General features: G+C 67.5%; 13 protein-coding genes and 1 riboswitch. Of the genes, 6 read left to right on the top strand and 7 right to left on the bottom strand.

Annotation, left to right across the window (positions count from 1 at the left end):
• Window positions 1-14 precede the first annotated feature (14 nt).
• Window positions 15-668 carry a DUF2799 domain-containing protein gene (locus CSW59_RS01290; protein WP_099442340.1) on the top strand — a complete coding sequence of 218 codons (654 nt, stop codon included), beginning with the start codon at window positions 15-17 and terminating at the stop codon, window positions 666-668.
• 3 nt (window positions 669-671) lie between these two features.
• Here CSW59_RS01290 and CSW59_RS01295 read toward each other — a convergent pair whose 3' ends face one another.
• Together CSW59_RS01295 and cobO are read right to left on the bottom strand one after the other, a co-directional pair.
• Window positions 672-1,076, bottom strand: coding sequence for a DUF1636 domain-containing protein (locus tag CSW59_RS01295; RefSeq protein ID WP_099442341.1), 405 nt, complete (start codon window positions 1,074-1,076; stop codon window positions 672-674).
• Window positions 1,073-1,714 (bottom strand): cob(I)yrinic acid a,c-diamide adenosyltransferase, encoded by a 642-nt coding sequence (cobO, locus tag CSW59_RS01300; protein ID WP_099442670.1) that lies wholly within the window; start codon window positions 1,712-1,714, stop codon window positions 1,073-1,075. Before cobO ends, CSW59_RS01295 begins: the two co-directional genes overlap by 4 nt.
• A gap of 29 nt (window positions 1,715-1,743) precedes the next feature.
• A riboswitch (cobalamin riboswitch) is annotated at window positions 1,744-1,936 on the bottom strand.
• A 164-nt stretch (window positions 1,937-2,100) separates the two neighbouring features.
• Between cobO and CSW59_RS01305 the strand changes: the two genes are divergently transcribed.
• Window positions 2,101-3,141: a substrate-binding domain-containing protein gene (locus CSW59_RS01305; RefSeq protein ID WP_099442342.1), complete on the top strand. Its 1,041-nt coding sequence runs from the start codon at window positions 2,101-2,103 to the stop codon at window positions 3,139-3,141.
• Window positions 3,142-3,145: 4 nt separating this feature from the next.
• Here CSW59_RS01305 and CSW59_RS01310 read toward each other — a convergent pair whose 3' ends face one another.
• From CSW59_RS01310 to CSW59_RS01325, 4 genes are all read right to left on the bottom strand, one after another.
• Window positions 3,146-3,580 carry a GFA family protein gene (locus CSW59_RS01310; protein WP_236632135.1) on the bottom strand — a complete coding sequence of 145 codons (435 nt, stop codon included), beginning with the start codon at window positions 3,578-3,580 and terminating at the stop codon, window positions 3,146-3,148.
• Window positions 3,581-3,676: 96 nt separating this feature from the next.
• A complete protein-coding gene (locus CSW59_RS01315; protein WP_099442343.1) occupies window positions 3,677-4,009 on the bottom strand; it encodes a hypothetical protein in 333 nt (110 codons plus the stop codon).
• Between the two features lie 15 nt (window positions 4,010-4,024).
• Window positions 4,025-4,663 carry a DUF882 domain-containing protein gene (locus tag CSW59_RS01320; RefSeq protein ID WP_099442344.1) on the bottom strand — a complete coding sequence of 213 codons (639 nt, stop codon included), beginning with the start codon at window positions 4,661-4,663 and terminating at the stop codon, window positions 4,025-4,027.
• Window positions 4,664-4,737: 74 nt separating this feature from the next.
• On the bottom strand, window positions 4,738-6,237 hold the full coding sequence (locus tag CSW59_RS01325) for a murein L,D-transpeptidase (protein WP_099442671.1): 1,500 nt from the start codon (window positions 6,235-6,237) through the stop codon (window positions 4,738-4,740).
• Window positions 6,238-6,442: 205 nt separating this feature from the next.
• Between CSW59_RS01325 and CSW59_RS01330 the strand changes: the two genes are divergently transcribed.
• The 4 genes from CSW59_RS01330 to otsA all read left to right on the top strand — a co-directional run bounded on the left by CSW59_RS01330 (window position 6,443) and on the right by otsA (window position 13,798).
• A complete protein-coding gene (locus tag CSW59_RS01330) occupies window positions 6,443-8,242 on the top strand; it encodes a glycoside hydrolase family 15 protein (RefSeq protein ID WP_099442345.1) in 1,800 nt (599 codons plus the stop codon).
• A gap of 105 nt (window positions 8,243-8,347) precedes the next feature.
• Window positions 8,348-11,248, top strand: a complete 2,901-nt coding sequence (locus tag CSW59_RS01335) for a TonB-dependent receptor plug domain-containing protein (RefSeq protein ID WP_099442346.1) — start codon at window positions 8,348-8,350, stop codon at window positions 11,246-11,248.
• Between the two features lie 280 nt (window positions 11,249-11,528).
• Window positions 11,529-12,314, top strand: a complete 786-nt coding sequence (gene otsB / locus CSW59_RS01340) for a trehalose-phosphatase (RefSeq protein ID WP_099442347.1) — start codon at window positions 11,529-11,531, stop codon at window positions 12,312-12,314.
• Window positions 12,311-13,798 carry an alpha,alpha-trehalose-phosphate synthase (UDP-forming) gene (gene otsA, locus CSW59_RS01345; RefSeq protein ID WP_099442348.1) on the top strand — a complete coding sequence of 496 codons (1,488 nt, stop codon included), beginning with the start codon at window positions 12,311-12,313 and terminating at the stop codon, window positions 13,796-13,798. Before otsB ends, otsA begins: the two co-directional genes overlap by 4 nt.
• On the opposite strand, the gene CSW59_RS01350 is transcribed toward otsA, so the two are convergent.
• The gene (locus tag CSW59_RS01350) at window positions 13,795-14,169 is read right to left on the bottom strand and encodes a BlaI/MecI/CopY family transcriptional regulator (protein ID WP_099442349.1); all 375 of its coding nucleotides are present in this window, start codon (window positions 14,167-14,169) and stop codon (window positions 13,795-13,797) included. The genes otsA and CSW59_RS01350 overlap by 4 nt on opposite strands.
• Between the last annotated feature and the right edge of the window lie 15 nt (window positions 14,170-14,184).

Consider the following 14,184-nt stretch of genomic DNA (forward strand, 5'->3'; position numbering starts at 1 on the left):
CTGGGGAGGTCTAAATGCGTGCTCGCGTCATCCGATCCGTTGTCGCCTGGGCCTTCGTCGTTGTCGCCGGCTTGACCGTCACCGCCTGCGCCACGCTCAGTCAGGAAGAATGCCTGCAAGGCGACTGGCGCACGATCGGCTATATGGATGGCGTCGACGGTCGGCCCATGAGCCGCGTTGAGAACCACGCCAAGGCCTGCCAGAAGAGCAGCGTCACCCCGGACATGAGCCTCTACAGTCAAGGGCGCGACCAGGGCCTGAGACGCTATTGCACCGAGACGAACGGTTTCCGCGTCGGCCGCCAAGGCCATGCCTACGCCGGCGTCTGCCCGCCGCCCGTCGAGCCGGAATTCCTCGGCGGCTATGCCGACGGCGAGCGGGTGCATGCGGCCGTGAGCCGTCTCGAAAGCGCCAGATCCGAGCTCAGCAACGCGGACGCGCGGGCGGAAAGGCGCGCGCGTCAGGCCGACGGAGTCGAGGACGAGCTGCGCAATCCCAAGCTGACCGATGAGCAGACCCGCGAGCTGCGCGACCGCCTGCAGCGCCTGCGCCGCGAACGCCGCGACGCGATCGAGGACGGCCGTCGCGCCGAGGCCGCGATCCGCGACGCCGAACGCGAGGTCGACGACCTGAGAGCCTACTACGCGCCGCGCTATGGCTGGTGGTGAGGGCTAGTCCGCCACCAGCTTCCCCGCCGGCGGCACGCGGACGATGAAGTGGCCCTTCACGCCCTCGGGCCACTGGCGGTAGGGAACGACGCCCTCCTCGCTATCCGCATAGGCGACCGCATAGTCCAGGATCGCTCGCGCCGCCTGCGCGGTTGGCTCGAACCGGCCCAGCACATAGCCGATTTTGCCCGGCGCCCGCAGGTGCACCGAGCAGTGCTGGCCGCAGTTGAAGAGGCACGGCATGGTCTGAACCGCCACGCCCGTCCCGTCGGCCGCCTCACGCAGGGCTTTCGCCAGCAAGGCCCCGCCGCGAACGCCCTCCGGGCTGTCGCGCTCATCGGCCGAAAAGCGGCAGGTGTCGCAGACCACCACCGCCGGGCCGTCGTCCACTTCGCGAAGGACGCTCAAAACTCGATCCCCGCCTGGGCCTTCACGCCGTCTCGGAACGGGTGCTTGACCTGGGCCATCTCCGTGACGAGATCGGCGACCTCGATCAGCTCATCGGGCGCGTTACGGCCGGTTATGACCACGTGCTTACCCTCGGGCCGCGCGGCGATGACCTCCAGGACCTCGGCCAGCGGCAGGTAGTCGTAGCGCAGGATGATGTTCAGCTCGTCAGCCACAACCATGTCCCAGTCGTCGGGGTCGAGAATGCGAGCCTTGATGACCTCCCAGGCTTGGCGCGCCACGGCGATGTCGCGGGCGCGGTCCTGGGTGTCCCAGGTGAAGCCCTCGCCCATCGGCCGGAACTCGACTTGATCTGGGAAGGCGTCGAACACCACCTTTTCGCCAGTGGTCATCGCGCCCTTGATGAACTGGATGATGCTGACCCTGTGGCCGTGGCCGATGGCGCGGATGGCCATACCCAGCGCCGCCGTGGTCTTGCCCTTGCCCGCCCCGGTGTGAACGATCAGGAGGCCCTTCTCGATGTTCTTCTCGGCCATCATCTTGGCGCGAGCGGCCTGGATGGCCTTCATCCTGGCGTTATGGCGCGCGTTCTTTGCAGCCTCGTTTTGGGCCGCCTCGTTGTGCGGTTCTTCAGTCATCGTCCGTCCCTCGCCGGACACCCCGCCGGCCGCGTTGATGTGACGAAGGCCGGTCTCCTGGCTTACGCCCTCCTGTCGCGGCGCCTTCCCAGGAGTTTCAAGTCCCAGTGGCGTGAGGCCGTGACGATCAACGGGCGATCACAGTTGCGGGGGCAGCCGCGGATTGGTCACCGCGTTCCCGGAGGCCTTGCGAGCCTCCATGCCTTCACCGTCCGGCGTAGGCGCGCCGGAGACGGGGGTCAAGGCAGTTGGTCCGCCGCGCCCTCATGGCCAAGCTTCGTCCGCCTACGGACGCTGTCGCAAAACTGTCGTCGAACTGTGACAAAAGCCCAGGCATCGGTCCGGCATGTTCTCCCCACTTCCCGGACGACACAGGATTTGACGACATGAACAAGCTCCTTGGCGCGGTTGCGACCATCGCCCTGCTCGCCGTCGCCGATCAGGCCCACGCGGCCCGCGACTACGTCTGGGCCGCCGGCTCCTCGACGGTGTTCCCTTTCTCCACGCGCGTGGCCGAGAACTTCTCGAAGAAGACCGGCAGGAAGTCGCCCAAGATCGAGAGCCTGGGAACCGGCGGCGGCATCAAGATGTTCTGCGGCGGCACGGGCGAGCGGTTCCCCGACATCGCCAACGCCTCGCGTCCGATGAAGAAGTCCGAGTTCCAAGCCTGCCAAAAGGCTGGCGTGAAGGACATCGTCGAGATCAAGATCGGCTTCGACGGCATCGTCGTCGCCAGCGACAAGAAGGGCCCGGACTTCAACTTCAAGCTTGAGCAGCTGTACCTGGGTCTGGCCGACCAGACTCTGCGCGGCGGCCAGATCGTGAAGCAGCCCTACAAGAACTGGAACGAAGTGGGTCCCAACCTGCCGAAGGCGCGCATCCTGGCCTACGGCCCGCCGCCGACCTCGGGCACCCGCGACGCCTGGATCGAACTGGGCATCGAAGGCGGCGCGGCCAAGCTGCCGACCCTGGCCAAGATGAAGGCCGCCGACGAGAAGAAGTTCAAGGCCACCGTCTCGCCGATGCGCACCGACGGCGGCTGGATTGACGCGGGCGAAAACGACAACGCCATCGTCGGCACGATCGAAAAGACCCCGAACGCCCTGGGCGTCTTTGGCTACTCGTTCCTCGAAGAGAACGGCTCGCGCATCAAGGGCGCGGCGATCAATGGCGTGAAGCCGACGGCCCAAGCGATCGCTAGCGGTCAGTATCCGCTGTCGCGCTCGCTCTTCATCTACGTGAAGAAGTCTCAGGTCGGCGTGACGCCGGGCCTGAAGGAGTTCGTCACCGAGTTCGTGTCGGACGCCGCCACGGGTCGCGGCGGCTACCTGCAGGGCCGTGGCCTGATCCCGCTGCCCCCGGCTCAGCACGTGGCGATGAAGAGCAAGGCCGGCTCGATGCCCGCCATGCCGATGCCCAAGCAATAAGGGCTCAGCCTTCCTGCTTTCTTGAGGGGCGGCGGCCTTCGGGTCGCCGCCCTTTTTCATTTGGGCTGTAGGGCGCGTCGAAGCAGCCTGGCGACCAAGGCGCCTCATCCGGCGCGTACTCGTGGAACGCCGCCCGCACGCCAGGATCATCGTCCAGGCAACTGGCGGCGATGGCGACCACCCTTCCTGTCTCTGGATCGCCGAACGCCGTGCCGCAGCGCTTGCAGAAGGTGCGAGTGAAGCGGAACGGCGGCCGAGGCTTATAGCGGGTCAGCAGCGCCCGCCCCGCCAGCCAGTGCAGGGCCTCGGCGCGGACATAGAGATAGGCTGCGGAGCCCGCCTTGCGACAGCGCGAACAGTGGCAGGCGCCCATCAGGGCCGGCGGCTCGAACAGTTCGAACCGAACCCCTCCACAGAGGCAGCTTCCCTTGATGGTCAAGCGCATCTCCTTGATAGCCTAAGGAAACTGCGCCCCTCCTGCCGCCAGCGCGGTGTCAGCAGCCTGTGGATGGATGATGAGACGGGTTGTCGCGGATCACCGCGACGGGGCGCGCGAGGTCATGCCTGCCGCCGCCGCGTCCTCGGCGACCTGCGGGTCGAGTTGAGCCGGCGGCGGTGGCGCAGTGGCGGGGCCCTCGGGCGCGGGAGCCGGCGATGGGGCGGCCGGCGGAGGCGCTTCCGGTTCCGGTGCTCTGCTCATGGCCGCGTCAGCCGCCTGCTCGGCGGCGGTGGCGCGCGGCTCGAAATAGTCCGCCGGACCGACATCGTCGGCGAGGCTGAGAAAGAAGATCGCCACGAAGGTGGTGAGGACGCCGAGGACGAAGCCGACAAAAATCCAGCCGAACCGGCCGCCACGACGCTCGCTCATCTTAACTCGCCTGGGTTACGCGCCCTTCCATTGGCGCACGCGGCCGACGTCCACATGGACGAACCGGCTCTGGGGGTAATAACCCACACCACCCATGCCAAGATCCAGGGCTGCGGCCCTGACGTGCTCCAGCGCCACGTCTTCGAGATAGATGTCCATCGCCTTGCCTTCCATGTGGAGGCTGTGCTTGGCGACTTCGCCGCTGCGATTGGCCAGCATCTTGTTGGTCGCCGGCGAGCGATAGCCGGAGATCACCTGGAACGGCGTCTTGGCTTCGGTGCGCGCCTGAATCTTGCCTAGGATATCATAGAGACCAGTGTCCATCGGATGGACCTGGTCGTTGCGATAGTCGCGCAGCACCTTGTTCAGCGCCTGGACGGCGTCGGGCACGTAGTCCCCATTTTCCCAGTAGGCCGCTTCCAGCTTCTCGCCGGTATGGACGTTGTGCAGGTGAACCCATCGCGTCTCGACGGGGACAGGAGCCTCCATCGGCGTGGGCCGCAGGACGGGCGGCGCGGGAACCGGCGGCGCGGCCGAGTGTTTTCCCTGCAGGATCGCGCCGATGATGTCGTCGTCGGCGCGAGCGGCCGCGAGCGGCAGAAGGCCAGCCCCCAAAGCGCCCAGCCCCCACTGGAGCAGCTTACGTCGATGCATGCTTTACGCCCTTACCCGACACTGAAGTGCGGGCAGGACAACGCAACAGCGTCAGGAATGCAAGCTGAGCCGGGTCACAGTGCGGCGATACGCTGCACCAGCGCCTTGTCCCAACCGTACGGATCGTCGCGGAAGTTCACCTGCCCGTCCGGGGTCACATAGGCTGTCCAGTACAGTAGGAAGACCGCCATTTGCTGCGGCAGCTTAGCCCGCACGGTGTCGCCCGAGGCCAGGGTGGCGTCGATCTTTTCGGGCGTCCAGACCGGATCGCCGGCCATCAGCAGCTTGATCAGTTCGATCGGCTTCTGAAGCCGCACGCAGCCGTGGCTGGCTAGCCGACTGAAGCTGTCGAACTTCAAGCGGCTGGGCGTGTCGTGCAGATAGACGCCGTAGGGGTTGTTGAAGTCGAACTTCACCTGGCCCAGCGCCGCCTTGGGGCCGGCTTTCTGCTGCAAGCGCGTGCCGCCGTCGCCGGTCGGGATCACGATGAAGTCGTTGCGCTCCAGATAGCCGGGATCGGCCTGTTCCTTGGGCCACAGCTCCTTGGTCGCGATCGACTGGGGCACGTTCCACGGCGGGTTTAGGACGATGCTGTGGATCATCGACGACAGCATCGGCGTCTCGTCGCCCGGACGGCCAGTGACCGCGCGCATGGTCAGGGTCGGCGTATCCTGCTGGAACACCGACATGACGGCGGCGGCGACGTTCACCTGGATGCGGTCGGCCGGCAGGGTCTGGGGCAGCCAGCGCCAGCGCTCCATATTGGCCTCGATCTGGTCGATCCGCCGCTCGATCGGGACGTTCAGAGCGTTCAGCGTTCCAGGACCGACCACGCCGTCGGGATCGAGGCCAAAGCGCTTCTGGGCGCGCTGGACCGCCAGGACGAGGGCAGGATCGTAGACGTCGCTACCCATGGCGGTGACCGTCGGGTCCTCGGCCGCCAACCGCGCCCGAAGCGCCTTCACCCGAGGATCGACTATGCCTTCCGTCAGGCTGGGCCCCGATGGAACCGGACGCCAGCCGCCCTTGGCCGCGAAACCGCGATAAGTCTCAAGGCCCGTCATAAGGGTCTGGTAGCCCGTATACGGCGGCGGCAGGCTGGACAGCCAGGCGGCCAGCCGGTCTTGCTGGACGGCGGCGGCGAAGTCGGGCGCGGGATCGTAGGGCTCGGGCCGCAGCCCCCACTCGGTCATGAAGCCACTGGCCGGCAGGCGGCCGACATGGACGGCGCGGGCGTAGGCCAGGGTCAGGTCGATCAGCGCCGCTTGCCCCTTTGCCCGCCCGGCGGGATCCTGGCCGGCCAGAAGCGCCATCCCCGCGTCGGGCGCGAACCTTTCTGGCGGCAGACCATGGGCTTCGGCGCCGCGCAGCGCCTGGGCCAGGGCGTCGGCCTGGCTGGCGCTCAGCGACAAGGATGTCAGATCGACCGCTGGCTTCGCCGGGACCACCGGAACCGCCTGAACCTGGCGACCAGCGGCGACGGGCGGGCTTTGGGACTGGGCCAGGACTGGCGAGGCGGGAAACACGCTCAGCGCCGCCGCCAGGACGCCGCAGGATCTCAGAACTCGCTTCACCGTCACTGTGTCCGCCGTGCTCGCGCGGCCGCGCCACGCCTTGAAGTCAGATGGTCGCCGCGACCTTCGCCGTCAACGCGACGGAACCGCGCCCCCACCACCGCCGCGCGCTTCACGACGGATTTCTCAAGGACAGGAACCCGTAAGCCACACTGTTGGTTTCACCTCGCGAACGGGGACCGCTGGGGGCGGCAGGATAAAGACCTTGGACAAGAAGACGCTCGACCTTTTTCCGATCGGCAACTGCGCGGTCAGCGCCCTGATCGACACCGCCGGCCGCTTCGTCTGGGCCTGCGCGCCGCGGGTGGACTCCGATCCGGTGTTCAGCGCTCTGCTCGACGACGCCGATCCGGACGGCCAGGACGCCAAGGGCCTGTGGGAGGTGCGGGTGGACCGCCGCGCCGAGGTCCGCCAGGGCTACATCCGCAACACCCCGATCCTGCGCACCGAGATTGCCGACCAGGACGGCGCGCGGATCGAAATCCTCGACTTCGCGCCGCGCTACCAGCAGTTCGGCCGCATCTTCCGGCCCACGGCCTTCATCCGCCTGATCCGCCCCCTCGTCGGCGTGGCGCGGATCACCCTGCGCCTGCGCCCGACGGCAAGCTGGGGCGCCAAGATCGCTGAGCACACGCGCGGCTCGCACCATGTCCGCTACCTGTGCTCGGACATGACCATGCGCCTGACCACCGACGCGCCGGTCTCGCACGTCCTGGAAGAGCGCTCGTTCCGCCTCGAAAAGCCAATCGCCATGTTCCTGGGTCCGGACGAGGGCTTCGAGGCGCCGGTCGGTCCGACCTGCGAGCGGATGCTGCGCGAGACCGAAAACTATTGGAAGCATTGGGTCAGAGGACTGGCCGTCCCTCTGGAATGGCAGACAGCCGTCATCCGCGCCGCCATCACCTTGAAGCTCTGCATGCACGAGGAAACCGGCGCGATCGTCGCGGCCCTGACCACCTCGATCCCCGAGCACGCCAACAGCGGCCGCAACTGGGACTACCGCTACTGCTGGCTGCGCGATGCCTACTATGTGGTGCAGGCCCTGAACCGGCTGGGCGCTGTGGACGTGCTGGAGAACTATCTCGGCTATCTGCGCAACATCATCGACCGGGCCGAGGGCGGCCATATCCAGCCCCTGTTCGGTGTCGGCTTCGAGGAGGTGCTGACCGAGACCCTCGCTCCCAACTTGCCCGGCTATCGTGGCATGGGCCCCGTGCGAGTCGGCAACCAGGCCTATGAGCACATCCAGAACGACGTCTACGGCCAGGTCGTGCTGTCGACGGTGCAAGCCTTCTTCGACGAGCGCCTGCTGCGCCCCGCGACGATCGACGACTTCGAGGCGCTGGAGCCGGTCGGCGAGCAGGCCTTCCGCATGCACGACAAGCCCGACGCCAGCCTGTGGGAGTTCCGAGGCCGCGCCAATGTCCACACCTACTCGTCGGCCATGTGCTGGGCGGCCTGCGATCGTCTGGGCAATGCCGCCGAGAAGCTGGGCCTGACCGAAAAGGCCGCCTTCTGGAACGGCCGAGCCACCGACGTGCGCAAGGTCATAGAGACGCGCGCCTGGAACACGGAGCTGGGCCGCTTCGCCGCTACCTTCGAGGGTGACGAGCTGGACGCTTCCTTGCTGCAATTGGTCGACCTGCGTTTCCACCGGGCCGAGGACCCGCGCAACCTCGCCACGCTGAGAGCCGTGGAGGAAGGCCTGCGGCGCGGCGCCTATCTCCTGCGATACGCTACTCCGGACGACTTCGGCTCGCCGCAGACGGCGTTCAACATCTGCACCTTCTGGCTGATCGAAGCGCTGCATCTGCAGGGCCGCTCGGAGGAAGCGCGCGAGCTCTTCGAGGATATGCTGTCGCGTCGCACGGGCGCGGGCCTGTTGTCCGAGGACATCGGTTTCGCGGACGGCGAGCTCTGGGGAAACTATCCGCAGACCTATTCGCTGGTCGGGCTGATCAACTGCGCGGTGCTGCTGAGCCGTCCCTGGACCTCGGTGCGTTAGGCGATCATAAGGCCAGATGTTGCAAGTTCGGAAAACATTGAAATCCGGACGCCACATGCGGCAGGCATCCGCGATTTTGAGACCTTGAGACTCCGGAGACTGCGCTTGACGAACCGTAAGCTGGCCCTGGTCGGCCTTCTGGGATGCGTCGCCGCGGGCGCTGCACAAGGCCAGGACATCAAGCCCGTTGCCGCCGCTCGCGAGCCCGCCAAGCCTCCCGCCCCCGCCTCGGCCGCGCGGGCGCCGCAGACGTCCACGCCCGCCGCCAGGCCAGCCCCAGCGGCCGAGCCGGACGACACCGAGGTCGAGGCCATCACCATCACCGCCAGCGGCAAGCCCTATGGCGCGGTGCTGGGCGATATTCCGCCGGAACAGACCCTAACCGCCGCCGACGTGCGCGCGTTCGGCGTCTCATCCATGGAAGACCTGCTGACCGAGCTGACGCCGCAGACGACCAGCGGTCTCGGCGGCGCCCCCGTCGTGCTTCTGAACGGGCGACGCATCTCCGGCCAGGGCGAGATCCGCGACATCCCGACCGAGGCGATCCAGCGCGTTGAGGTCCTGCCCGAGGAGGTGGCGCTCAAGTACGGCTACGCCGCCGACCAGAAGGTCGTGAACATCGTGCTGCGCCAGCGCTTCCGCGCGTCGACCGTCGACGCCACGGTCGGCGGCTCGACGGAAGGCGGCCAGACCAGCCAACAGCTCAACTGGAGCCAGCTGCGCCTGAACCGCGAAGGCCGCACCAATCTCGCCATCAAGATCCAGAACAGCGACCAGCTGCTTGAAAGCGACCGGGACCTGGTCAGTCGCTCAAACAGTGGCCTCTACGACTTTACGGGTAATATCGCCTCGACCACGGGCGGTCAGCTGACAGCTCTGAGCGCCCTGGCCGGCGCATCGGTCACGGTCGCCGGCGTCCCCACCTCGGCCGCCACAGCGGCGCCCAGTCTGGCGGCCTTCCAGCCCACTGCGGGCCGGGCCAACATCAGCGACATCACCGACGACCGGACCCTGCTGCCGCGCAATCGGCAGCTGTCGATCAACAGCGTCACCAACCGCTACATCCTCGACAATGTGTCGGCGACGCTGAACCTGGGCCTGACCGCGTCGCAGAGCGACGCCCTGCTCGGCCCTGCTCGGGCGCGCCTTGTGATCCCGGCGGCCGACCCGTTCTCTCCGTTCGGCCAGGACGTGCTCCTCTATCGCTATCTGGGCGACCAGGACGCCTTGGGCCAGACGACGCGCAACCTCGCGGGGCACGCCGGTTTCACCCTGAACCGCGACACCGAGACCCTACGGATGTCGCTGACCGGCAACTACGACCACGCGATCAACAAGACTGAGACCGATCGCAGCGTCGACATCACCGGGCCCCAGGCGCGCCTGACCGCGCTGGACCCGACGTTCAATCCGTTCGCGCCGCTGACCGGCCTCTCCGTCAACGCCGACCGCGCCCGCTCGACCACCGACAGTGGCGATCTGGAGTTCGTCGCCAACGGCGCCCTTGCCAAGCTGAAGGCCGGCGATCTGTCGACCACGCTGAAGCTCGGGGTCAGCGGCTCGCGCCTGGAGGCGACCTCGCGTCGCTCCGGCGTGGAGAGCGATAGCGAGCTATCGCGCGGCGACGCCAATGCCCAGGTCAGCTTCGACCTGCCGCTGGCCAGCCGCCGAAAGGGCGTGCGGGCCGGGATCGGCGATCTGTCGACCAACCTGAACCTCGCCGTCCGCTCGGTGTCGGACTTCGGCAGCCTGACGACGATCGGCGGCGGCGCGACCTGGTCGCCGGTCAAGCCGGTCAGCTTCATCGTCTCAGCGACGCGCCAGGAGAACGCCCCCAGCATCAGCCAGTTGGGCAATCCGCTAATTACGACGCCCAACGCCCAGGTCTTCGACTATGTGCGCGGCCAAAGCGTCGACGTCACCCGGATCACCGGCGGCAACCCTGACCTTCGGGCCGAGACCCGCAACGTCCTGCGCTTCGGCGCGACCTACAAGCCGCAGAACATCCAGGGCCTGACCCTGACCGCCAACTACAGCCGCGTGCGGATCGACAACCCGGTCGCCAGTTTCCCGGCGGCCACCGCAGCCGTCGAGGCAGCCTTCCCCGAACGCTTCACGCGCGACGCCGACGGCGTGCTCACCCGGATCGACACCCGGCCCGTCAACTTCGCCAAGCGCGAGAGCGAGCAGATTCGTTGGGGTTTCAACTTTTCACGGCAGATCGGCGCCGCGCCGCCGCCCCAGCCCGGCGACGTCCGGCAGCGCTTGGGCGGAGACCTGGCTGCGCGTCCCAGCGCCGAGGCGACTGATCGGCCTCAAGCCCCGACGACCGACACGCCATCCGATCCCAACGCCCTGCAGCAGCAAACCCAGGCCCCGGCGGTCGGCGACACGGTTCCGCGCCCAGGCTTGGACGGCGGCGGGAGCGGCGATAGCGCGCGGAGTCCCGGTGGCGGACAGGGCTTCGGCGGACAGGGCTTCGGCGGCGGCCGGGGCGGCGGCGGCGGCAATCCGCGCGCCACCCGCCTGCAGCTGGCGCTTTTTCACACCCTTCACCTGAAGGAGCAGGTCACGATCGCCGACGGGGTTCCTGTCCTCGACCTCCTGGGCGGCGACGTGATCGGATCGGGCGGCGGCCAGGCGCGCAACGAGATCGAGGCCCAGGCCGGCATCACCCGCTATGGTCTCGGCGCACGCCTGACGGCCAACTGGAAAAGCGGCACACACGTCGACAGCGGCGCGGGCGGCGCCACGACGGACCTCGACTTCTCCAGCCTGGCCACCGTCAACCTGCGCCTATTCGCCAATCTCGGCGTCCGCCGCGAGCTGGTCGCCAAGTATCCGGTCCTCCGCGGAACCCGCCTGACTTTGGCCGTCAACAACCTGTTCGACGACAAGCAGACGGTGCGCGACGCCACCGGCGTGATCCCCGTGACCTACCAGCCGGACTACCTGGATCCGCGCGGCCGGGTGGTGCAGTTCAGCGTGCGCAAACTGCTGTTCTGACCTTTTCAGTCCAACCTCCCCGGCGAATGCCGGGGCCCAGATTTCAGCCCGAGCGTTTGGGGCTGACGCGCCATGGCTCAGCGCTTTCAAGCTCAGCCTACTGGGTTCGATCTGGGTCCCGGCATTCGCCGGGAAGATCGGGTTGTTTAGGGCTTTGGCGTTCAAGTCCGCCCCCTCACGCCCCCCGCACAAACCCGTGAGCTTCCACGCTCCGACGGGATCGAACCCGGCCGCTCGGCGTTCTTGGCCCATGTTGCTTACAGATGAGGGGGTTCTCGTCATGGCCGCGGCTACGCCGGTCGTGCGGGCGGAGTCCGTGGATTTCTCGCCCCCGCCTTTCAATCTTCCCCGTCGCGCGGCGCTGTTTCTCGACCTCGACGGCACCCTGGCGCCGATCATGCCGCGCCCCGACGACGTGGGTCCCGACGCTCGCCGCGCGCGCGTAATCGCGCGACTGCGGGAGCGGTTTGAGGATCGCGTGGCCGTGGTCAGCGGGCGGTCGCTGCCAGACCTCGACCACATACTGGACGGCGGCGTATCGACGATCGCCGCGATCCACGGCCTGGTGCGCCGCACCGCCGGCGGCGGCGTGGTCGAGCTTCAGCCGGACGCCGGCCTCGAGGACGCCCGCCGCATCCTGGGCGAGCTGGCCGACTGCGAGCGCGGCTTGCTGTTCGAGGATAAGCGCCTGAGCGTCGCCCTGCACTACCGCAACGCCCCGACCTGCGCCGAGGCCGTCGTTGAGGCGGCCGAGCGCCTATCGCGATCGACGGGACTTGTCCTGCAGCTGGGCGACATGGTGGCCGAGCTGCGCACGCCCGGCGCCGACAAGGGCTCGGCCGTGGCGACGTTCCTGATGGAGACGCCATTCGAGGGCGCGATCCCGATTTTCGTGGGCGACGACCTGACCGACGAAGATGGCTTCGGCGCCGCCCGGCGCCTGGGCGGGTTCGGCGTGCTGGTCGGCAAACCCCGCCCGACGCTCGCCCGCTTCGGTCTGGATGGCCCTGGCGAGGTCCTCGACTGGCTGGAGCGCCTGACGGAAACCAGGGAGAGCGTCGCATGAGCCGCCTGATCGTCGTCTCCAACCGCGTCAGTCCGCCAAACCCCGCCGAGGGCGGCGAGGGCAGCGTGGGAGGCCTGGCCATGGCGCTCGCCGCCGCCTTGCGCGAATATTCCGGCATCTGGTTCGGCTGGAGCGGCAAGACCATTCCGGAATTCACCGGTCAGCTGAACATGCAGCGGATTGAAGGCGTCACCATCGCCACGGTCGATCTCGAAGAGACCGACTACCAGGAATACTACAACGGCTACGCCAACAAGACGCTGTGGCCCCTTTTCCACTATCGCGTTGACCTGACGGCTTATGACCGCTCGTTCGGCGAGGGCTACGACAGGGTCAACAAGCGTTTCGCCGAGACCCTGGCGCCGCTGATCGAGCCGGACGACATCGTCTGGGTGCACGACTACCACCTGATCCCGGTGGCGCGGGAGCTTCGCCGGATGGGGATCACCAACCGGATCGGCTTCTTCCTGCACATCCCCTGGCCGGCGCATCAGCTGGTCGTCACCCTGCCCCGCCACCGCCAGCTGGTGGAGGCCCTCTTCGACTACGACCTGATCGGCTTCCAGACCGAGGAGTCACTCCAGGCGTTCGAAGGCTACGTGTTCTCAGAGGTCCAGGGCGCGAAGAACGCTCGCGGCGAGCTTGTGGCGTTCGGTCGCCGAGCCCTCGCGGCCGCCTTTCCCATCGGCGTCGACGCCCAGGACTTCACCGAGATCGTCCAGAGCGAGAACGCGCAGAAAACCTATGACCGGATGATGGCCCACAGCGTCTTTCGCAAGATGATCGTCGGCGTCGATCGCCTCGACTATTCCAAGGGCCTGGAGGAGCGACTGATCGGTTACGAGCGCTTCCTGCACGACCATCCGGAGATGCGGCGCGAGGTGATGCTGCTGCAGATCGCCCCGATCTCGCGCGACGAGGTCGAGGCCTACCAGGATCTGCGCGGACGCCTCGACGGCCTGATCGGGCGGATCAACGGCGCCTATGCCGAGATGGATTTCACGCCGATTCGCTATGTGAACCGCTCCTATCGCCGCGACGAGCTGGCGGGGGTCTATCGCGCGGCCAAGGCGGCGTTGGTGACGCCCATGCGCGACGGCATGAACCTGGTGGCCAAGGAGTATGTCGCCGCTCAGAACCCGGAAGACCCTGGCGTGCTGATCCTCTCACGCTTCGCCGGCGCCGCGCGGCAGATGAAGGACGCCCTGATCATCAATCCCAACAGCCCGGAGGAGATTTCCGACGCCCTGGAGCGCGCGCTCTCCATGAGCCTCGAGGAACGCAAGCGTCGTTGGGAGGCGCTGTTCGACAATGTCCGGCGCGAGGATGTCACCGCCTGGCGTGACGATTTCGTCGCCGCGCTGCGAGGTCGGCCGGGGCCAGAAGATGAGGACCGGAAGGACGAGCCGTCTGCCGTTCGCAGTCTGGACGTCGCCGCGCGGGCGCTGAAGGCGGGTCCCGAAGCGCGAGCGATGCGAGGTTAGGCCTTGCCGCCCTCGCCCATCTCCTCGATCAGCTTCTTCAGCTTGGCGACCTCGTCCGGCTTCAGCGGGCGGTGCTGAGCGAAATGGCTGATCAGGGGCGCGAGCTGACCGTCGAACAGGCGATCAAGCAGGCCCTGGCTCTCGGCCTGGACATAGGCGCTGCGATCGACGAGCGGCCGATAGCCGTGGCGGCCCTCGGCCCGTTCGGACTTGATGGCTTTCTTCTTCAGCAGGCGATTGATCAGCGTCTTGACGGTGGCCTCGCCCCAGGTCTGCGCGGCGCCGACCTCGGCGACCAGTTCATCGGCCGACAGCGGCGCGCGGCGCCAGAGCGCTTCCATGACGTGAGCTTCGGCGGCGGTGATGTGCATGGCGCTTACGTCCGT

The organism is Caulobacter sp. BP25, from assembly GCF_002737755.1.
Taxonomy (GTDB): Bacteria; Pseudomonadota; Alphaproteobacteria; order Caulobacterales; family Caulobacteraceae; genus Caulobacter.